This is a genomic window from Corallococcus macrosporus, assembly GCF_017302985.1.
In the GTDB taxonomy this organism is placed as follows: domain Bacteria; phylum Myxococcota; class Myxococcia; order Myxococcales; family Myxococcaceae; genus Corallococcus; species Corallococcus macrosporus_A.
Window position 1 is genome coordinate 3,145,207 of the sequence record NZ_JAFIMU010000007.1, and the last position, 18,499, is coordinate 3,163,705.

At 70.6% G+C, this 18,499-nt stretch carries 17 protein-coding genes; 11 read left to right on the plus strand and 6 right to left on the minus strand.

Translation table 11 applies throughout. From position 1 onward, the window contains the following. Nucleotides 1-3: 3 nt before the first annotated feature. Both JYK02_RS25510 and JYK02_RS25515 read right to left on the minus strand, forming a co-directional pair. Nucleotides 4-1,365 carry a hypothetical protein gene (locus JYK02_RS25510; RefSeq protein ID WP_207054756.1) on the minus strand — a complete coding sequence of 454 codons (1,362 nt, stop codon included), beginning with the start codon at nt 1,363-1,365 and terminating at the stop codon, nt 4-6. 103 nt (nt 1,366-1,468) lie between these two features. After that, nucleotides 1,469-2,056: a hypothetical protein gene (locus JYK02_RS25515; protein ID WP_207054758.1), complete on the minus strand. Its 588-nt coding sequence runs from the start codon at nt 2,054-2,056 to the stop codon at nt 1,469-1,471. Between the two features lie 245 nt (nt 2,057-2,301). On the opposite strand from JYK02_RS25515, the gene JYK02_RS25520 reads away from it, so the two are divergent. The 7 genes from JYK02_RS25520 (at nt 2,302) to JYK02_RS25550 (ending at nt 9,563) form a co-directional block, all read left to right on the plus strand. Next, nucleotides 2,302-2,682 carry a BlaI/MecI/CopY family transcriptional regulator gene (locus tag JYK02_RS25520; protein ID WP_014400122.1) on the plus strand — a complete coding sequence of 127 codons (381 nt, stop codon included), beginning with the start codon at nt 2,302-2,304 and terminating at the stop codon, nt 2,680-2,682. Nucleotides 2,683-2,687: 5 nt separating this feature from the next. Then, nucleotides 2,688-4,949, plus strand: coding sequence for a M56 family metallopeptidase (locus tag JYK02_RS25525; RefSeq protein ID WP_207054760.1), 2,262 nt, complete (start codon nt 2,688-2,690; stop codon nt 4,947-4,949). A gap of 86 nt (nt 4,950-5,035) precedes the next feature. Next, complete coding sequence (locus JYK02_RS25530; protein ID WP_207054763.1) at nt 5,036-6,751, plus strand: aldehyde dehydrogenase; 1,716 nt, start codon at nt 5,036-5,038, stop codon at nt 6,749-6,751. 49 nt (nt 6,752-6,800) lie between these two features. Next, nucleotides 6,801-7,973, plus strand: coding sequence for a tetratricopeptide repeat protein (locus JYK02_RS25535; protein ID WP_207054765.1), 1,173 nt, complete (start codon nt 6,801-6,803; stop codon nt 7,971-7,973). A 75-nt stretch (nt 7,974-8,048) separates the two neighbouring features. Then, the gene (locus JYK02_RS25540; protein ID WP_207054767.1) at nt 8,049-8,600 is read left to right on the plus strand and encodes a hypothetical protein; all 552 of its coding nucleotides are present in this window, start codon (nt 8,049-8,051) and stop codon (nt 8,598-8,600) included. Between the two features lie 209 nt (nt 8,601-8,809). Next, complete coding sequence (locus JYK02_RS25545) at nt 8,810-9,136, plus strand: hypothetical protein (protein WP_207054768.1); 327 nt, start codon at nt 8,810-8,812, stop codon at nt 9,134-9,136. A gap of 7 nt (nt 9,137-9,143) precedes the next feature. Then, nucleotides 9,144-9,563 (plus strand): hypothetical protein, encoded by a 420-nt coding sequence (locus JYK02_RS25550; protein ID WP_207054769.1) that lies wholly within the window; start codon nt 9,144-9,146, stop codon nt 9,561-9,563. Between the two features lie 14 nt (nt 9,564-9,577). On the opposite strand, the gene JYK02_RS25555 is transcribed toward JYK02_RS25550, so the two are convergent. The 3 genes from JYK02_RS25555 to JYK02_RS25565 are packed head-to-tail and all read right to left on the minus strand — an operon-like array spanning nt 9,578 to nt 13,398. Further along, nucleotides 9,578-10,639 carry an SDR family oxidoreductase gene (locus JYK02_RS25555; RefSeq protein ID WP_207054770.1) on the minus strand — a complete coding sequence of 354 codons (1,062 nt, stop codon included), beginning with the start codon at nt 10,637-10,639 and terminating at the stop codon, nt 9,578-9,580. A gap of 36 nt (nt 10,640-10,675) precedes the next feature. After that, on the minus strand, nt 10,676-11,812 hold the full coding sequence (locus JYK02_RS25560; RefSeq protein ID WP_207054771.1) for a cyclic nucleotide-binding domain-containing protein: 1,137 nt from the start codon (nt 11,810-11,812) through the stop codon (nt 10,676-10,678). Continuing rightward, nucleotides 11,809-13,398 carry a cation:proton antiporter gene (locus JYK02_RS25565; RefSeq protein WP_207054772.1) on the minus strand — a complete coding sequence of 530 codons (1,590 nt, stop codon included), beginning with the start codon at nt 13,396-13,398 and terminating at the stop codon, nt 11,809-11,811. Before JYK02_RS25565 ends, JYK02_RS25560 begins: the two co-directional genes overlap by 4 nt. A 75-nt stretch (nt 13,399-13,473) precedes the next feature. Here JYK02_RS25565 and JYK02_RS25570 point away from each other — a divergent pair, with 75 nt between their 5' ends. Together JYK02_RS25570 and JYK02_RS25575 are read left to right on the plus strand one after the other, a co-directional pair. After that, entirely contained in the window at nt 13,474-14,244 is a 771-nt protein-coding gene (locus tag JYK02_RS25570; RefSeq protein WP_207054773.1) for an ABC transporter ATP-binding protein, read from the plus strand. Beyond that, complete coding sequence (locus tag JYK02_RS25575) at nt 14,241-15,044, plus strand: ABC transporter permease (RefSeq protein ID WP_207054775.1); 804 nt, start codon at nt 14,241-14,243, stop codon at nt 15,042-15,044. Before JYK02_RS25570 ends, JYK02_RS25575 begins: the two co-directional genes overlap by 4 nt. On the opposite strand, the gene JYK02_RS25580 is transcribed toward JYK02_RS25575, so the two are convergent. Next, a complete protein-coding gene (locus tag JYK02_RS25580; RefSeq protein WP_207054777.1) occupies nt 15,045-16,217 on the minus strand; it encodes a PQQ-dependent sugar dehydrogenase in 1,173 nt (390 codons plus the stop codon). It abuts the gene before it with no gap. 166 nt (nt 16,218-16,383) lie between these two features. Here JYK02_RS25580 and JYK02_RS25585 point away from each other — a divergent pair, with 166 nt between their 5' ends. Beyond that, entirely contained in the window at nt 16,384-16,962 is a 579-nt protein-coding gene (locus JYK02_RS25585; protein WP_207054778.1) for a type 1 glutamine amidotransferase domain-containing protein, read from the plus strand. Nucleotides 16,963-17,375: 413 nt separating this feature from the next. After that, nucleotides 17,376-18,275 (plus strand): hypothetical protein, encoded by a 900-nt coding sequence (locus tag JYK02_RS39885; protein WP_431603495.1) that lies wholly within the window; start codon nt 17,376-17,378, stop codon nt 18,273-18,275. Nucleotides 18,276-18,499 lie beyond the last annotated feature (224 nt).

Consider the following 18,499-nt stretch of genomic DNA (forward strand, 5'->3'; position numbering starts at 1 on the left):
CGACTAACGGGCGAAGTCCACGCCCACGCCAGCGCCCGCGCTCACGCCGCGCACCAGCACGCCATCCGGCTGCGGGAAGTGCACCGTGGCGCCGGCGCCCCAGACGTACATCGCGGGCAGCACGCGCTGACGGAACTCCGCCGCCACCGAGTAGCGGGGCTTGTCACCCAGGCCCATCACCACGACGCGCGCGATGCCGCGCGACTTGCCGCCCGGGCTGCTGAAGCTCAGGGACAGGTCGCCGTCCGCGCGGCCGAAGGCGGAGTACTCCACGGCGCCGCTGGCCACCACCTCCGTGGAGTCCGGCCCGTCGCCGCGCGCCACGGACAGCTCCAGGTAGCCGGAGAAGTCCTTGGGCACGCGCTGGTCCGACTGGGGCTCCTCGGAGAGGCCCACCGCGGAGAAGCGCGACAGCTCATAGCCCGCGCCGAAGTAGCCGAAGCGGAAGCCACCGCCCTGCCGGCGTCCCTGCACGGTGACGCTCAGCTGCGTGCCCTTGAAGTTGCCCTCGAACGCGACGCCCAGCAGGGCGCCCACGTCCTGTGCGCCCTCGTTGAGCCGCGCGCCGCCGGCGAGCAGGGCCCACGAGCGCAGCCGCTCGCCCTTGTACATGGCGAACTCGCCGCCCACCGACGCGAGCGTGGCCGCGGGCGTCACGCCGCCGGCCTCGCCGAAGTCGTGCGCCGCGGAGGCGCGCACCATGTAGCGGTCGAAGTTCCCCTCGCTGTCGCTGGCGATGCGGCCGATGTCCAGCAGCAGCTCGCCGGAGAACACGCGCGCGGCGAGCACGTCGCTGGCCAGCAGTTGCACACGCGCGGGCCCCGCGGTGAACGACAGCGTGCCGCCCGCCGGGTGGTAGTCCGGGTTGAGCTGGTTGTCGTAGCGGTTCACCAGGTAGCCGCGCCCCAGGGACTCCTCCAGGAACGGCTGCACGCGCAGGCCGAAGCGGCCGGACTCGTCGCCAATGCGCAGCAGGCGCACCACCTGGCCGTAGTCGCTGCGCTCGTCCCAGTCCTGGCGCCGCAGCCACGCGCCGTAGTCCTGGTCCTTCTGCTTCGGTTCGTTGTCCAGCAGCCGGAAGCGCAGCGGCGCGCCCAGCATGAACGCGAAGTCGTCTCCGCCGTCCACGCCGAGTGAGGGGTACGCGTACCCGAAGAGGTCCTGCTCCCCGCCGGGTGTCCCGGACGGGAAGCTCAGCGGCCCCACCTCCAGGAGCGCCCGGAAGCCGATGCCTCCCGAGCCGCCCGAGCTCCCCGAGGACTCCGGCGCGGAGTACGTCTCCTGCGGATCATTGGGGACCTCCTCCACGCTGGAGGACTGGGATTGAAGCAGGGCGAGCAGGGCCACGAGGGGAGCACCAGTCATTGGTGCTCACTCTAGTTGGCGCGGCGCGGAGTGGACAGACGAATACCCGGCGCGGCCCGCGAGCGGGCTTTACCGGGTATCCGCCCTCACGTGGGGCGCGAGGCTAGTTGGTGGGGTCGGGCGTGGCGCCGGACTCGACCTTGGAGCTGTCGGTGCTGGAGTCGTCGGTGTCGCTGTTGAGGGCGCCGGACTCGGTCTCGCCGCTCACGTCCTTCACTTCGCTCTTGCCGTCGGAGCTCGTGGAGCCGGAGCCGCCGGTGCCGCCCTCGGTGCCCAGGTTGCCCTTCTCATTGGGGTCGCGGTTCTGGTTCACCGCGCCGGACGGGGCCTGGGTGTCGCCCAGGTCGGTGGGCGTGTTCTGCTGCACGTCCCACTTCTGGCCGTCCTTCGTCTTCACGGCCTCGTCCGGAGCGCCGGAGCCACCGGTGGCCTCGCCCTCGTAGACGGTGGGCGCGTCCATGCGGTCGCGCTTCTCCAGGTCGCTGACGTTGCCCGTCTCACCGGGCAGCTCCTGGCTGGAGGAGTCCGAGGACGAGGAGTCGATGCTCCCGCTCGTGTCCTGGGTGCTGCCCGCGCTGCCCGAGCCGCCAATGGCGCCTGCCTCCGGAGACGAGGCCTCACGCGCGCTGGAGGAGTGGCTGCAACCGTACAGCGACAGGGCGGCGATGGCCGCGAACAGAGGGAGCTTCATGGGAACTCTCCGTGTGTGTCGGGTTTGAAGTCGTCGGCTGGAAGAAATCTGGTTGTCCTTCCGACAGAGACAAGGACACACACGGGCTCCTCCCAACTGGCACGCTCCTGAGCAGCCGGGCGGGCAGGCGCCCCGGAGCCGGTCAGGTGACGCGAGCAAACGGTGCCCTTTCATCGGCTTGACTACGGCTGTAGTCAGGCGTACCTTCCTTTCTGACTACAGCTGTCGTCATGAGGGATGGGCGCATGAAGAAGCCGGTGGGAGAGCAGGAGCTGGCGGTGCTGCGGTACGTGGCCGAGCACGGGCCGGCGACCGTGGGCGAGGTGGCCGAGCGCTTCGGTGAGGCGCAGGGGCTGGCGCGCTCCACCATCCTGACGGTGATGGAGCGCCTGCGGCTCAAGGGGCACCTGACCCGGAGCAAGGTGGACGGGGTGTTCCAGTACGCCTCGCCGGTGGCGACGCAAGAGCTGCTGCGCGACGTCGTAGGGAACTTCGTGCAGCGCACGCTCAGCGGCTCGCTGTCGCCGTTCGTGACCTACCTGTCGGAGACGGAGGACGTGTCCGACGAAGAGCTGAAGCAGCTCCAGGACGTCGTGGCGCGCCTGCGCCAGAAGCGGAAGGAGTGAGCCCCATGTCGCCTCTCGTGACCTCGCCGTGGTGGTCGTCGTGGTCGGAGTCGGTGTGGCGCGCCTCGTGGCAGGGGGCGCTGTGCGCGCTGGTCGTCTGGGCCGTGGCCCGGGCCCTGCCGCGCCTGCCCGCGGCCCTGCGCGCGGGCCTGTGGTGGCTGGTGGCCCTCAAGTTCGTGCTCACGCTGGGCTGGCCCAAGCCCATGCCGCTCGCGCTGCTGCCCGTGGAGGGCACGGCCGCGGCGCAATCCCAGACGTCCAGCATGGGCGTGGCGCAATCCCAGACGCCCACCGTGGTGATTGCGATGCGCACGGCGCCCGAAACGCAGGGCGCCGCCACGCGCATCCAGGTGTCGCGGACCGTGGCGCCCCCGGTGGAGGCCCCCTCGCACGGGGCGCGGCTCGGGGCGTTCGTCCGGGGCGCGTGGGAGTCGCTGCGCGCGCATCCGTGGACGGTGAGCCTGGCGTGGGCGCTGCTCGCCCTGTGGGGCGCGGGCGTGGTCTGGAAGGTGCGGGGGCACGTGCAGGCGTATCGCCAGGTGCGAGGCATGCGCGAGCGTGCGCGGCCCTTCCGTCACCCGGTGCTGGAGGAGGAGGCGGAGTTCCTCGCGAACGAGGCGGGCCTTCGCCGTCCGCCCACGCTGCTCGTGTCGGACGAGGTGGTGAGCCCGCTGGCGGCGGGGCTCGTGTCGCCGGTCATCGTGCTGCCCGCGAAGGCGGTGCGCGACCTGCCGGAGGACGCGCTGCGCATGGCGCTGGCGCATGAGGTGGCGCACCTGCGTCGCGGGGACCTGTGGCTGGGCTGGGTGCCGGCGCTGGCGGAGACGGTCCTCTTCTTCCACCCGCTCGCGCGCCAGGCGGCCCGTGAGTACGCGCTCGCCCGGGAAGAGGCGTGCGACGCGGAGGCGCTGCGCCTCACCGGCGCGGAGCCCGCGGACTACGGCGAGCTGTTGATTGCCTTTGGCATCACCCGGCCCCCCGGCAGCGCAGCGGCGCTTGGGGCGTCGGCCCACCTTCACGCGCTGCACAGGAGGCTCCGCATGCTGGAACATGTCGACGTCGTCCCCACCCAACCCCGCCGGTGGCTGAAGGGTGCGCTGTTCGCCCTCGGCGCCGTGGTCCTGATGCCCTTCCAGGTCGTCGCCAAGGCGCCCGCGGAGAGCACCGCTCCCGCCGCGAAGGACGCGGCCCCCGCCCCCGTGAAGGTGGGCACCGTGCGGCAACTGCCCGAGGACGCCGCGCCGAAGCCCGGTGCGAAGCCCACCGTGACGGAGCACACCGCGAAGGCGCCCGGCACGCCCGCGGACGCACCGCCGCTGCCCGCGCTGCCCGCGCTGCCTCCTCCCACGCCGGGGAAGCCGACCACGCAGCAGTTCACCACGCACGTCGCGCCGCCCGCGCCTCCCGCGCCCGTCGCTCCGCCCACGGGTGGCAAGCTGGCCCCGGTGCCGCCCGTGCCCCCCGCGCCTCCGGCCCGTGGCGCGCTGGCCCCGATGCCGCCGGTCGGTGGCCCTCGGGCCTCGATGCCGCCCGCGCCTCCCATGCTCGCGGCCGCGCCGCGTCCCCCGGCTCCGCCCGCGCCTCCCGCGCCCGTGGACATCGAGGACGGCGACACCTTCGCGTACCTCTCCGACGGCCGCACGATGATGGCCGGCTCCACGGACGACCTGTACCTGGCGCGCACCTTCAAGCAGCAGGGCAAGGACCTGCTCTTCGTGCGCCGCGACAACAAGCCCATGTTGATCCGCGACGCGAAGACGCTGGAGCAGGTGCGCAAGCTGATGGAGGACGACCGCAAGCTGGGGGACTCGCAGGGCGCGCTCGGTGAGAAGCAGGCCGCCCTGGGCCAGAAGCAGGCCGCCCTGGGCCAGAAGCAGGCGGAGCTGGCCTACCCCATGTCCCAGATCGCCGCGAAGCACGCCGCCATCGCGTCCAAGCGCGCGGAGATCGCCATGGAGCGCGCCCGCCTCCACGCCCAGCCGGACAGCCCCGAGCGCGACCGCAAGGAGGCGGAGCTCGACAAGCGCGACGACTCCTTCGACCAGGAGCTGGAGGGCCTGGACAAGGAGCAGGAGGCCCTCAGCCAGAAGATGGAGGCCCTGGGCGAGGAGCAGGGCAAGCTGGGCGAGGAGCAGGGCAAGCTGGGCGAGCAGCAGGCGGAGCTGGGCATGCAGCAGGCGGCCCGCAGCCGCGAGAACATGAAGAAGGTCATGGCCGTCATCGACGAGGCCATCCGCAAGGGCCTGGCCGAGCCCCTGCCCACCTGAGGACGGAGGGCGCGGCCACCCGGTGACGGCGCACGCGGGGGTTCCCTATACCGGGACCCGGTGTGAAGCCTGTCTCGGAGGTCGCCATGTCCGCCGCCGTCCCGCAGTTCACGTCACGCACCACCATCGACATCCTGGTGCGCCGGGTCCGTGAGGGCTCGAGCGCGTGGGCGAAGCTCGCCCTGACGGAGCGCATCCGGCTCCTGGAGAGCCTGCGCCACGCGTACGTCGCCATCGCGGAGCCCAGCGTGCGCGCGGCCTGCGAGGCGAAGGGAATCGACCCTGGCGGTCCACTCGCGGGTGAGGAGTGGCTCGCCGGGCCCATGGTGGTGGTGCGCACGCTGCGCCTGCTGTCCGAATCGCTCAAGGACATCCAGAAGCACGGCGTGCCCGTCATCCCCCGGAAGCACCTGCGCACGCTGGAGGACGGCCGGCTCGCCGCGCGCCTGTTCCCCAAGGACAGGCTGGAGGGGATGCTGCTGCCCGCCACCACGGGCGAGGTCTACTTCCAGCCCGGCGTCACCGCGGACAACCTGCGCGACCACCAGGCGTCCTTCTACAAGAAGCCCCACAAGGGCCGCGTCTGCGCGGTGCTGGGCGGCGGCAACGTCAACTCCATCCCGCCCCTGGACTGCCTCTACAAGCTCTTCGTCGAGGGCACCGTCTGCGTGCTCAAGATGAACCCCGTCAACGCGTACCTGGGCCCGTTCCTGGAGCAGGCCTTCGCCCCGCTCGTCGCGCGCGACGCGCTGGCCATCGTGTACGGCGGCGCGGAGGAGGGCGCGCAGCTGGTCCACCACGCCGCGGTGGACGAGGTGCACATCACCGGCAGCGACAAGACCCACGACGCGCTCGTGTGGGGCCCGCCCGGCCCGGAGTCCGACGAGCGCCGGCGCAAGAACGAGCCGCTGCTCGCGAAGCACGTCTCCAGCGAGCTGGGGAACATCTCCCCCGTGGTGGTGGTGCCGGGGCCATACTCGGACGGCGAGCTGCGCTTCCAGGCGGACGACATCGCCGGCATGGTGTCCAACAACGCGTCCTTCAACTGCAACGCGGCGAAGCTGCTGGTGCAGCCGAAGGACTGGGCCCGGCGCGGCGCGCTGGTGGACCGCATCCAGGCCAGCCTGGGCCAGGCGCCCGTGCGCCGCGCGTACTACCCGGGCGCGCAGGAGCGCTGGCACCAGTTCACGGACGCGCGAGCGAACCTGCGGCTCGTGGGCAACCCGGGAGAGGGCGACCTGGCCTACGCGCTGATTCCGGACGTGGACCCCGCGAAGACGGACGACCGCGTGTTCCGCAACGAGCCCTGGTGCACGGTGCTGTCGGAGACGGGCCTGCCGGGCTCGGACGAACCGGTGGCCTTCCTGGAGGCGGCGGTCGCGTTCCTCAACGAGAAGGTGTGGGGCACCCTCAACGCGATGCTCATCGTCCATCCGAAGACGATGCGGGACCCCCGCGTGCGCGAGGCGGTGGAGAAGGCGGTGCGCGAGCTGCGCTACGGCACCGTCGCCCTCAACACCTGGCCCGCCGCGGGCTACGCGCTGGGCAGCCTGCCCTGGGGTGGCCACCCGTCCGCGACGCCCCGGGACATCCAGAGCGGGCAGGGCTGGGTGCACAACACGTTCATGCTGGAGTCCATCGAGAAGGCCGTCCTGCGCGCCCCCATCACGTCCCTCATCCCGCCCCCGTGGGTGCCGGGTCACAAGAGTATGGCGGAGCTGTCACGCCGGTTGACGGAATTCGAGCAGTCCCCGTCCTGGTGGAAGCTGCCCGGTGTCGCCCTGGCGGCGCTGCGCCGGTAGGGGCAGGCGGGGAGGCGGGGTTTCTGGAGGCTCGTGGTAGGTAGGGGCCATGGCATCCAGGTACGCGCAAGAGGGTGGGCAGTTGCTGCAGCAGGGCCAGCCCATGGAGGCGGTGAAGAGCTTCCAGAAGGGCCTCTCCATCGACCCGAAGGACGTGGACTGTCTGATGGGCCTGGTGCGCACCCACCTGAGCACCGGCGCCGCGAAGGACGCGGAAGGCGCCGTGACGCGCCTGTTGCAGGTGCAGCCGGACAACGCGGAGGCGCAGGCGCACCTGGCCATGCTCAAGGCGCAGGCCGGGGACCCGGTGGCGCTGGTGACGCTCAAGGCGCTGGCCGCCGCGCCCACCGCGGGCTACTTCGAGCGCTTCAACCTGGGCACGCTCCTGGCCGAGCGCGGCGACCTGGAGGGCGCGAAGGCCGCCTTCGAGGCCGCGCAGGTGGTGGCGCCCCACAGCGCCTATCCGCACTTCGAGCTGGGCCGCATCGCCGTGCAGCGCAAGGACACGGCGGCGGCGGTCACGCACTTCCAGCAGGCCGCGGCGCTGGCGCCCCAGGAGGCACTGCCGCACCTGATGCTGTCGCGCGCGCACGCGGCCAGCGGCGCCGTCGGGCTGGCCATCGCGGCGGCCACCCGCGCGCTGGAGCACGCGCAGGAGCGCACGCGCGTGGCGGTGCTGCAGGACCTCTTGCGCCTCTACCTCCAGGCCAACAGCCAGGACGCGGCCCGCCGCACCATCCTGGAGCTGCGCGAGCTGGAGCCCACGCAGGTCCGCTACATCCACCTGCACGGCCTGGCCTGCATGCTGGCCGGGGACCTGGCGCAGGCGAAGGTCCTCTTCAACGAAGCCCTGGAGCACGCCCCGAACCAGTGGGACATCCGCCACTCGCTGGCGCAGGCGCACGAGGCGCTGGGCGAGCGCCCCGAGGCCCGCAAGCAACTGGAGGAAGCCGTGGCGGCGGCGCCGCACGAGCCCGGCCCCACCAACGACCTGGTGCGCCTGTTGATGGGCGACAAGGACCACGCGCGGGCCCGCATGCTGCTGGAGCGGGTGCTGGAGAGAAACCCCCAGGACGCGCTCACGCACCTGAACCTGGCGCGCGCCACCCAGCCGTTCGACCGGGCGGAAGCCACCCGGCACGCCCGGCAGGCACAGACGCTGGGCGCGGACGCCGTCGTGAAGGACGAGGCGGCGCAGCTCCTCACCGAACTGGGCGGTTGACGCACCCCGTCTTCCCCCGCTCCCGGGCCGTGCCTACCTTCAGGCCCGGTCCAAATCGCGGGCAGGGGGCGGCGCATGCGCAAGGCGGAGCAGGCACTCATCGAGCAGCTCGAAGCACGCTTCCGCGAGGTGACGCGGCTGCTCTACACCACGTCCATCCCCGCGTCGGTGCTGAACGCGGAGCTGATGCCGATGATCGCGGAGGACGTCACCTTCACCGACCCCTGGCAGAAGGGTGGCGGCAAGGAGACGTACCGCAAGGGCGCGGCCGGCTTCCACTGCATGTTCCGCTTCGACTTCGACATCTACCAGCTCAACGTCCAACTGGAGCCGGATGGGAAGAGCGGGCGGGCCATCGTGGACGGGGTGATGAACCTGAAGCAGTTCGCGTGGCTCTACACGTACCCGCTGCGCACCCTGCTCGTGTACGACTTCACGCTCCAGCGCGGCGAGGACGGCGGAGAGGTGCTGCCGCTCATCCACGCGCACGAGGAGATGTGGAGCTTCGGCGACATGATCGCCAACGTGCCCGGCGTGGGCGCGCTCTACAACCGCTTCCGCAACGCCTTCAGCGTGGGCTTCCTGGCGGCGTCCGCGCTGTGCGGTCGCCTCAAGCAGTCCACCTGAGCACGCGGCAGGGCACGGGCGTCATGCCCTGACACTTCTGTCAGGGATTGCATCGCGCTTCGCCCTGCGTGGCCGTCTGTCGGCCGGTGGGCACGGGTGTTGCTCTGGGGCGCCGGGTCCACTGCTCCCGGAGGTCCCGCGTGCGTCGCTGGCTCTTGCTGCTACTCCCCCTCCTTGCTGGCTGTGAGCCCGGGCTGGAGGCAGCCGGCGTGCTGGATGCCACGGCGACACGGCTCGAGGACGACCGCGTCTCCGTCGACGTCACGCTGGCCTGCGGCCTCGTCTACGGCATGGCGCGGTCGGTAGGCTGTGACGCGGATGGCGAGCGCGTCTGTGTCGCCGCGGAGTGGTACGCGGCCGACGACACGGCCTTCGCCCATCCGCTGCACCGGGCGGAGTCGTGCCAGAAGGTCCCCGACATCATCGGCGCACACGTGACGGTCACCTCTCCGGAGGCCGTGGACCGGGACCCCGGGCTGCGCATCCTCGTCAGCGCGGATCCCCGCGTGTCGAACGTCATCATCCCCAACCCCTGAGGCCCCCATGCATCCGACCTTCATCATCGTGGCCCTCGCGGGCCTGCTGACGGCCTGCGGGCCTCGTTGGGACGCCGTGGGCGTTCGCGCCGCTTCAGCCACCCGTGACGCGGACGACCACGTCACCGTGACAGCCGTCTTGACCTGCGTGCCCGCGAACGGCTCGGAGCCCGACGGCTGTGACGAGGACGGAGAGTCCCTGTGCATCGGGCTCATCGGGTACCCGACCCCGGAGGTCCTGCCGGAGGAGCGCTCCTCCCTGGGAGTCTGGCGCGTCTCCGAGTGCTTGAAACCCAAGCACTGGGAGGGGACGACCGTGGTGTTGCGCTCACCGGAGCCCGTGCCGCGAGACGTGCCGTGGACCCTGGAGCTGGGGCGGACCCTCATCGGAGGGGAGGGCCCGCGCGTCTTCCTCGCGAGCCCCTGATTCAACTCAATGCTTCAGGCGGGGATGAGCTTCTCCGCCTGGAGCTGCCGCATCAGCGCGACCATGGCCTCCGTGCTGTCCAGGTGCATCTCCTGGAAGCCGAAGCGGCGGGCCTTGTTCACGTCGAAGAAGGCGTCGTTCTCCACGCCGAAGATGAAGTCGCCGAAGGCCCAGTTGGCCAGCTTCTTCAGGCCGTGCGGGTGCAGGCCGTGGCGCTGCGTGAGCGCCTCCCAGACGGGCGACTTGTCCTTCATGGCCTCCGTCAGGGAGAAGGGCTGCGGATCCGCGCACGGGATGCCGAACGCGTCCGCGATGCGCGGGAAGACCTGGCTCCAGCGGAAGACGTCGCCGTTGGTGATGTTGAAGATTTCACCCGCGCACGCCTCGTTGAGGGCGGACCACTCCATGGCCTTGGCCAGCACCGTGGCGTCCGTCACGTTGGCCAGGATGGAGTACGCGCGAGGCGTGGACGGGAAGCGCAGGGGAACGCGCAGCGTCTTGCACAGCGACGCATAGACGCCGATGAGGTTGCCCAGGTTCATGGGGTTGCCCACGGCGAGGCCCATCATCATGTCGGGCCTGAGGGCGGTCCAGCTCCAGCGCCGGCCCTGGGACGCGTCCCGCAGGTAGTCCTCCTGGTCGTAGTAGAAGTTCGGCGGGAAGTGGCGCGGGTCGGTCTCCTTGGCGGGCGTCTTGTAGAGGCCGAACTGCGCGCCGTACGCCTTGCCGCCCTGGATGAAGGACACGTGGCGGAAGCCCGGCGCGTGCTTCTCCACCGCCTCCACGATGTTGCGCAGGAGCGCCACGTTGATGCGGCTGAGGTCCGCCGGGTCCGGGTGCTCCTGGTACGCGGCGAAGAAGACGTGCGTGACGTCGCGCAGCCACTCCGCCGCGCTGGCCAGCGAGTCCGGCGACTGGAGGTCCAGCGACTTCACCTCCGCGCGCGTGGCGAAGTCCGGCGCGCGGCGCGACACGGCCTTCACCTTCCAGTCCGGCCGCGTGTCCAGGTACGTGAGGAGGTTGCGGCCAATGATGCCGGTGGCGCCCAGCACCAGCGCGGTGTGCTTCGTCGTCATGGGAGAGGCCCTTGAAGGGGAGGGGGTCTGTCTTGCTCAGCGGCCGAACAGGCCGCGCTTCTTCGCCGGCTGCCCCTGTCCGCCCAGGCGGGACAGGCGTTGGCCCAGGATGCGGCTCATCTCCAGCGCGACGGCGGGGTTGGCCATCATCACGCCGCGGAAGTCGTCGCGGCCCACCGCGGCCAGCTCGCACGGCGTGGCGGTGACGGCGGTGGCGTTGCGAGGCTCGCCCGTGAGCAGGGCCAGCTCTCCGAAGAAGCCGCCCTGCTTCACCGTGGCCATCGTCTGCCGCGAGGCGTCCTTCATGGCCACCTCGCCGGAGATGACCACGTAGAACGTCTCGCCCGCGTCGCCCTGGCGGAACAGCTCCGTGCCCGCGGGCGTCTGGAGCAGCTCCGCGCCGCGCGCCACCGTCCCCAGCTCGTCGTCACTCAGGGGCGCCAGGAAGTCCAGCTTGCGCAGCGTCTGCGCCAGCGACGACGCCAGGCCCTCGCCCAGCGGCGGCTCCGACGTGAGGAACTCCACCGCCTTCGCCACCTGCGTCCTGCGCGCCACGAGGATGACGTTGTGCCCGGCCTTCAACTGCGTGTTGCCCTCCGGCAATGCCGTATGGCCCTGCGGATCCACCAGCGCGATGAAGATGCACTCGCGAGGGAAGCCCTCCATGCCGCGCACCTGCGCCACCGTCTGTCCCGCCACGCGGGCGCGCACGGGGATGGCCAGCTCGAAGAGGACCGCGTCGCCGTTGCTCAGCGGCAGCGACCCGGACACCTGCGGGAAGTCGATGGCGGTGGTCATCTTCGCCACCACCACGTCCGCCTCCGCCACCAGCTCCTTCACGCCCGCCAGCCGGTAGGCCTCGCGGTAGTTCGTGTCCAGCATGCGCACCATCAGGCGCGCGCTGGACACCGCGCGCACCAGCATGGTGAACGCCAGGTTCGCCGGGTCGTGCGCCAGCACCGCCGCCGCCACGTCCGCCGTCCCGATGCCCGCCGCCTCCAGCACGCGCGGGTTGGTGGCGTCCCCGCACACCGTCACCACGCCCACCTCCTCGAAGAGGCGCGCGCAGATGCCGGCGTCGCGTTCAATCACCGTCACCGTGTGCTGCTCCGACACGAGCCGCGCCGCCAGCGCGCCGCCCACCCGTCCTCCCCCCGCGATGACGATCTTCATGACGCCTTGTGCTCCTTGCTGTCCTTGCCCGCGTGCCCGCCGTGCAGCACCTTCTCCAGGTCCAACATCCGCGCGTCCAGGTGCGCCAGCATCTCCTCCGCCGTCGCCTCCGGAATCAGCCCGTTGCGCCGCGCGCCCTGCAACGCCGTGCGCTCCGCGTCGATGAGCCGCCTGCGCATGCTCAGCAGGTCCTTCGCCCCTTCGGCCAGGTGCTGCTCGCTGATGCGCCGCAGCTCCCGCTCCGCCCGGGCGATGTTCACCTGGTACTCGCTGCGCAGGTGCTCATAGGCCGCGCGCGGCAGCAGGCCCTGCGTGTGCAACGCGTCCAGTTCCACGTGCGCCGCGCGGCTGGCGATGAGCTTCCCGCGCTGCTCCGCCATCTCCAGCGCCACCGCGTCCTGCTGGAACAACCCCAGCCACTTGAGCGCGCCCGTGAGCATCAGCCCCTGGCCCACCATGGACACCAGCGTGACGCCGAACGCGATGGAGACGATCTGCTCGCGCGCGGGCGTGGACTCCGGGAGGCCCAGCGCCAGACCGATGGACAGCGCGCCCTTGATGTTGCCCACCAGGAACACGTGCTGCCAGCGCAGCGGGATGGACTCCGCGGGCTTGAACAGCTTGAGCAGCAGGAAGGGCAGGTAGATGGCCACCGCGCGCCCCATCACCACCGCCACCACCGCGATGCCCACGCCCGGCAGGTGCCCCTGGAGCGCCTCCGGCCGCGTGTCCAGACCGACGGAGAGGAAGAGGAACGTGTTGACGCCGAAGGTGGCGTACTCCCAGAAGGAGTGGATGGCCACCTGGCTCTGCGGCGCCACCTCCCGCCGCAGCGTGACGCCCACCGCCAGCCCCGCCACCACCGCGGAGATGGCGCCCGACAGGTGCACCTCTTCCGCCAGCACGTAGGACGCCAGCGCCACCGCCGTCGTCACCATGATCTCCGCGAGCGGATCCTCCGCGCGCCGGATGATGAAGCCGCCCAGCAGGCCCAAGCCCAGCCCCACCACCGCGCCGCCCACCGACGCGAGCAGCACGTGGCCGCCCAGCGAGCCCAGCGTGGGCGCCGCGCCACCCGCCACCACCGCCGCGATGGCCGTGTACGCCACCAGCGCGGTGCCGTCGTTGAAGAGGCTCTCACCCTGGATGATGCCGGCCAGCCGTCCGGGCACCGGCGCGCGGCGGAAGGCATAGAGGATGGACACCGTGTCCGTCACCGCGAGGATGGCGCCCAAGAGCAGCGCGGGCCCCCACGCCAGGTGCAGCATCCAGTGCAGCGAGGCGCCGGTGGCGCCAATGGCGAGCACCATCCCCAGCGTGGACAGCACGCCAATGGGGACCGCGTTGGCGCGGATGCCATTGAGGTCCGCCATGATGCCGCCCTCGAAGAGCAGCAGGGGAAGACAGATGAGGAAGACCACCTGGGGGTTGAGCGGTGGGACGCCCGGCAGCAGGTGTGCGACGGAGATGAGCAAGCCACCAAGCACCAGCGCGACGTTGTACGGCACGCTGGCCCGCTTGGCGGCGATGGCAAGCGCGATGGCCGCCACCATCAGGCCGATGAGGATGGGTACTTCCAGTAGCACGGCGACTCCACTGGGACCGGAGGGGAGGGCGCGAAGCTTTCCAGATTCGATCCGCGTGGTACAGCAGGTCCCCCGATGAAATCCGGCTCGCTGGACACCCTGGTGCTCTCCGTCACGGCGCTGCGCAAGACGTACGGCGCCCACACGGCCGTGGATGGCATCTCCTTCCACGTGGGCCGCCGCGAAATCGTGGGGCTGCTGGGACCCAACGGCGCGGGCAAGAGCACCACCATCAACATGCTCCTGGGCGTGCTCGAGCCCACCTCCGGCACCATCGCCATCGAGGGCACGGACCTGGGCACACAGCGGGTGAAGGCGCTGTCACGCACCAACTTCGCCGCCGTCTACGCACCCCTGCCGGGCAACCTCACCGTGGCGCAGAACCTGCGTGTCTTTGGCCTCATCTACGGCGTGAAGGGGCTGTCCGCCCGCATCGGGGCGCTGCTGGAGGAGTACGACCTGAAGCGCTTCCGCGACACCAAGTGCGGCGTGCTGTCCTCCGGCGAGCAGACGCGCGTGTCGCTGGCCAAGGCCATGCTCAACCAGCCGCGCCTGCTGCTGCTGGACGAACCCACCGCGTCGCTGGATCCGGCCACGGCGGTGGACATCCGCACCCGCATCAAGGCCTTCGCCGCGAAGGGCGACAGCAGCGTGCTGTGGACGTCCCACAACATGTACGAGGTGGAGGCCGTCTGTGACCGCGTCCTCTTCCTCGCGCGCGGCCGGGTGCTGCTGGAGGGAGACCCCAGGACGCTGCCCCGCGAGCACGGCAGGAAGTCGCTGGAGGAGCTGTTCATCGCCGTGGCCAACGAGCCGCTGGCGCTGGAGCGGAGCGAAGCGCCATGAACCTGGACCACGTCGCCGGCATCGCGCTGCGCCAATTCTATCTCTACAAGGGCAACTTCGCGCGCGTGGTGCCGCTGTTCGCGTGGGTGGCCATCGACATGGTGCTGTGGGGCTTCATGACCCGGTACCTCAACAGCGTCACGTCCTCCGGCTACAACTTCGTGCCGGCGCTCTTGGGCGCGGTACTGCTCTGGGACTTCTTCGCGCGCGTGATGCAGGGCCTGACGACGGGCTTCTTCGAGGACGTCTGGTCGCGCAACTTCCTCAACGTCTTCGCCACGCCCCTCACGCTGACGGAGTACGTGAGCGGCCTGGTGGTGACGAGCATCGCGACCAGCGCCATCGGCCTCGTCGTCATGCTGCTCTTGTCCACCACCGTGTTCGGGCTGTCCTTCGCCGCCTACGGCGCGATGTTCATTCCCTTCGTGATGGTGCTGTTCCTCTTCGGCATCGCGCTGGGCATCCTCAGCAGCGCGCTGGTGCTGCGGCTGGGGCCCGCGTCGGAGTGGTTCGTCTGGCCCATCCCCAGCCTGTTGTCCCCGTTCGTGGGCGTCTTCTACCCGCTGTCCACGCTGCCGGAGTGGATGCAGTGGGTGGCGAAGCTGCTGCCCCCGTCCTACGTCTTCGAGGGCGTGCGCACGCTGGTGGCCGGCGGCGAGTTCTCCGGCGCCACGCTGGGCTGGGGCCTCGCCCTGGCGGTGCTGGACATCGTGCTGGCGGGCTGGGTCTTCCAGCGGGTCTACCGCTACGCCGTGCGCACGGGCCTCCTGGCCCGCTACAGCGCGGAGAGCGTGAGCTGATCAGCGCCGCACGCGCAAGAGCAGGTCCTTGCGCGGGCCACACGTGCCCCGGCCGTCGCAGTTGCTGGTGGTGACGTACAGGTGGCCGTCGGGGCCCATCAGCACGTCGCGCAGGCGGCCCCAGGTATCGCGCAGGTACACCTCGTGCTTCGCCACGCGGCGGGGCTCCCGGGCGTCGAACTCCACCCGGTGCAGGTGCTGGGACTTCAGCGTCCCCACGAGCAGCGAGCCCCTCCACTCCGGAATCGCGCTGCCCGTGTAGACGGCCGCGCCGCCCGGGGGCGCCGCGTCGTCGAAGGTGAGTGACGGGGTGATGCGCCCGTTCTGCGTCTCGCACGAATAGATGCCGGGCCAGCCCAGGTTGTCGCCGGCCTTCACCACGTTCACCTCGTCGTGGCCAAAGCGCATCGTCTCACCGCTGGGGCCGTGGTCGGTGACGTACAGCGTGGAGGCATCCCTCCAGTCAAAGCCTTGCGTGTTGCGCACGCCCAGGAGGAACGCGGGTGAGTCGGGAAAGGGATTGTCCCCGGGCACGGCGCCCTCCGGCGTCACGCGCAGCAGCTTGCCTGCGGGGCTGGCCACGTCCTGCGACAGGTCCGGGTCGCGCGAGTCGCCCGTGCCCACGTACAGCATGCCGTCCGGCCCGAAGCGCAGCCGCCCGCCGTCGTGGTACTTCGCGGAAGGGATGTTGCCCAGGATGACGCGCTCGAAGGTCGCGCTCGTGCCGTCCGGCGACAGCGTCCAGCGCTCCACCCGGTTCTGCGCCTTCCCGTCCGCCTGCGTCGTCACGTACAGGTAGAACTGGCGGTTCGTCGCGAAGTCCGGGTGCGCGGCGATGCCCAGCAGGCCGCCCTCGCCGCTCGCCGCCAGGGGCAGCGTGGCCACGGCCCCGGGTCGCAGCTGTCCGCCGCGCAGCAGCCGCACGCGGCCCGGCCGCTCGGTGATGAGCGCGTCTCCCTCCGGGCCCGGCAGGAAGGCGACACCCCAGGGGACCTCCAGTCCTTCCGCCACCACGTCCACGGTGATGGGCACGGTGCCGTCCTGTCCCCAGCCGTCCTCCATCAGGACGCAGTCCTCGCGCGACGCCGTGCCCTGCGCCTGGCTCCTGCGGCAGGCGGAGGCGGACGCGGCGAGCACCACGAGGGCGGACAGCAGCAGGCGGCGGGAGGGCATGGAGGGAATCTAGCGTTGGTGGACGCCGCTCACCGACCCGGAAGGGGGGCAGGCGAGCGCATCAGGCACTGGAAGACGGTCCCGGGTGGCGTTGTCCCGGACCCTGTCGTGGGCACCTTGCTCGGGCGGGTTCACCGGCAACCATTGCCCAGCGGGAGGCAGTTCCATGGCGCGCATCGCACTCATCGTGGCCAACGACTTCGAGGACTCCGAGTTCCAGGTCCCCTTCGACACGCTCAAGCAGGCGGGCCACGAGCCCGTCGTCATCGGCGTGGAGGCAGGCAAGACGCTCAAGGGCAAGAAGGGCGCGGAGATCCGCACGGAGAAGGCCGTGAAGGAGGTGAAGGCCGCGGACTTCGCCGCGCTGGTGATTCCGGGCGGCTACTCGCCGGACCACCTGCGCATGGACATCGGCATGGTCGGCTTCGTGCGCGACTTCTTCAAGGCGGACAAGCCCATCGCCGCCGTGTGCCACGCACCGTGGATGCTGGTGGAGGCGGACATCGCGGACGAGCGCACCGTCACGTCGTTCCCCTCCATCAAGACGGACCTCATCAACGCCGGCGCGCGCTGGGTGGACCGCCAGGTGGTGGAGGACGGCAACCTCATCACGTCCCGCAAGCCGGACGACCTGCAGGCCTTCTGCGCCGCCCTGCTGCGCCAGCTCAAGGACGGCATCGCCCCACGTCTGGAGTCGCCCCTGGCCCCGGAAGCCACCGCGGACCGCGCACCGCCAGTGCACTGAGCCGCCACAGGGTAGAACATGGTCCAACAGGACCCAGGCCCTTGGGGTGCCACACGCACACCGGGGGCCTGCTACGTGGGCGCGAACGGAACGGATTTCCTCCGCGCTTTCCCGCGAATTGATCCCCATTTTCAGAGCGGACTGTCAGCGAGCGAACCTGCCTGCCCTGCCGACGCATTGCGCTGTCGGGTCCATGCGTCAGGTTTTCGCTGCTCTGGAATTGTTCCGTTGTCTTTGGCCCCCCGGTGCCACAAACTCAGTTATCTGTACGGGGTTTCACCAACCCCAGGGGTGTCATTGAATCCCCGAATTTTACAGCATGGTTGCCATTGTGCAGCGTTGCTGTTTATTATCCTGGCAGCAGCGCCCCCCTGACAGACCGCGCCATCACTGACGGTCTCTGCGGACCCCTCATGAATCCGGCCCCCCGACCCGTGATGAGCCAGCCCCGCCAGGTAGTCCGGGCCGTGCTGAATGAAGCGCTGGAGAGCAAGCTGGGCGGTGAGGTGGTGGTGAAGTCCACCACGGTCTCCGGCCGCATCTTCGTGGTGGAGCGCAAGGTGGCGTGGACGGTGCTCACGGGCCCGGGCTCGCGCAGCTTCTCCACGGCGCTCATCGACGCGCGGCTGGTGAGCCGTGAGGACGTCGAGCAGGTGATGGCGGAGTGCCGCAAGAGCGGCGGCAACTTCTGCGAGACGCTGGTGGCGTGGGGCCTGGTGCCGCGCGACACGCTGCGCGACCTGCTGTGCCAGCACCTGGGCGCGCAGTTGGAGGCGCTCTTCGGGCTGACGGAGGCGCAGGCCCTCTTCGTCCCGCAGCCGCGCTCCTACTCCAGCCAGCTCACGTTCGACCTGGCCGAGCTGGGCGCCGACGCCGCGCCGCCGCAGCCCGCGATTTCGCAGTCGCAGTCCCCCACGAGTCCCCCCGTTCTTTTGGAAAGAGAAGTCATGGCGAACGTGAAGCAGGCGCTGGAAGAGGCGATGAAGATTGACGGTGCGTTCGCGGTCTGTCTGGCGGATGCGAACAGCGGCATGACGCTGGGCAGCGTCGGTGGGTCCTCGGCGTTCAACATCGAGGCGGCGGCCGCGGGCAACACCGAGGTGATGCGCGCCAAGATGAAGACGATGAAGGCCCTGGGCATCAAGGACCGCATCGAGGACATGCTCATCACCCTGGGCGAGCAGTACCACATCATCCGCCCGCTCGCGGCGCGCGAGGGCCTGTTCCTCTACATCGCGCTGCACCGCTCGAACGCGAACCTGGCGATGGCGCGCTTCCGCATGGCGGATGTGGAGAAGGCCATCCAGCTCTGAGGCCTTCGCCTCCCCTGACGCAGGCCCACGCCGCCCGTTTCCCTCCCCGGGGAAGCGGGCGGTGGCGTTTTGTGGTCCCAATATTTATTTAAGGCGGAGTGCCCAGGTATATATACCTGGGCACTCCGCCCTTATGCCCCGACGCTCAAGACTCCAGCTTGCCGCTAGCGCGGTTGCCCAGGCCTTTCAGGCTGAACCTGGCCGCGTCTACTCGCGTCCGGCGC

Bases quoted from the DNA above. Each gene is read 5' to 3' on its own strand.
- JYK02_RS25510 (WP_207054756.1), bottom strand. From the start codon at position 1,365: ATGACTGGTGCTCCCCTCGTGGCCCTGCTCGCCCTGCTTCAATCCCAG.
- JYK02_RS25515 (WP_207054758.1), bottom strand. From the start codon at position 2,056: ATGAAGCTCCCTCTGTTCGCGGCCATCGCCGCCCTGTCGCTGTACGGT.
- JYK02_RS25520 (WP_014400122.1), top strand. From the start codon at position 2,302: ATGAAGAAGCCGGTGGGAGAGCAGGAGCTGGCGGTGCTGCGGTACGTG.
- JYK02_RS25525 (WP_207054760.1), top strand. From the start codon at position 2,688: ATGTCGCCTCTCGTGACCTCGCCGTGGTGGTCGTCGTGGTCGGAGTCG.
- JYK02_RS25530 (WP_207054763.1), top strand. From the start codon at position 5,036: ATGTCCGCCGCCGTCCCGCAGTTCACGTCACGCACCACCATCGACATC.
- JYK02_RS25535 (WP_207054765.1), top strand. From the start codon at position 6,801: ATGGCATCCAGGTACGCGCAAGAGGGTGGGCAGTTGCTGCAGCAGGGC.
- JYK02_RS25540 (WP_207054767.1), top strand. From the start codon at position 8,049: ATGCGCAAGGCGGAGCAGGCACTCATCGAGCAGCTCGAAGCACGCTTC.
- JYK02_RS25550 (WP_207054769.1), top strand. From the start codon at position 9,144: ATGCATCCGACCTTCATCATCGTGGCCCTCGCGGGCCTGCTGACGGCC.
- JYK02_RS25555 (WP_207054770.1), bottom strand. From the start codon at position 10,639: ATGACGACGAAGCACACCGCGCTGGTGCTGGGCGCCACCGGCATCATT.
- JYK02_RS25560 (WP_207054771.1), bottom strand. From the start codon at position 11,812: ATGAAGATCGTCATCGCGGGGGGAGGACGGGTGGGCGGCGCGCTGGCG.
- JYK02_RS25570 (WP_207054773.1), top strand. From the start codon at position 13,474: ATGAAATCCGGCTCGCTGGACACCCTGGTGCTCTCCGTCACGGCGCTG.
- JYK02_RS25575 (WP_207054775.1), top strand. From the start codon at position 14,241: ATGAACCTGGACCACGTCGCCGGCATCGCGCTGCGCCAATTCTATCTC.
- JYK02_RS25580 (WP_207054777.1), bottom strand. From the start codon at position 16,217: ATGCCCTCCCGCCGCCTGCTGCTGTCCGCCCTCGTGGTGCTCGCCGCG.
- JYK02_RS25585 (WP_207054778.1), top strand. From the start codon at position 16,384: ATGGCGCGCATCGCACTCATCGTGGCCAACGACTTCGAGGACTCCGAG.
- JYK02_RS39885 (WP_431603495.1), top strand. From the start codon at position 17,376: ATGAATCCGGCCCCCCGACCCGTGATGAGCCAGCCCCGCCAGGTAGTC.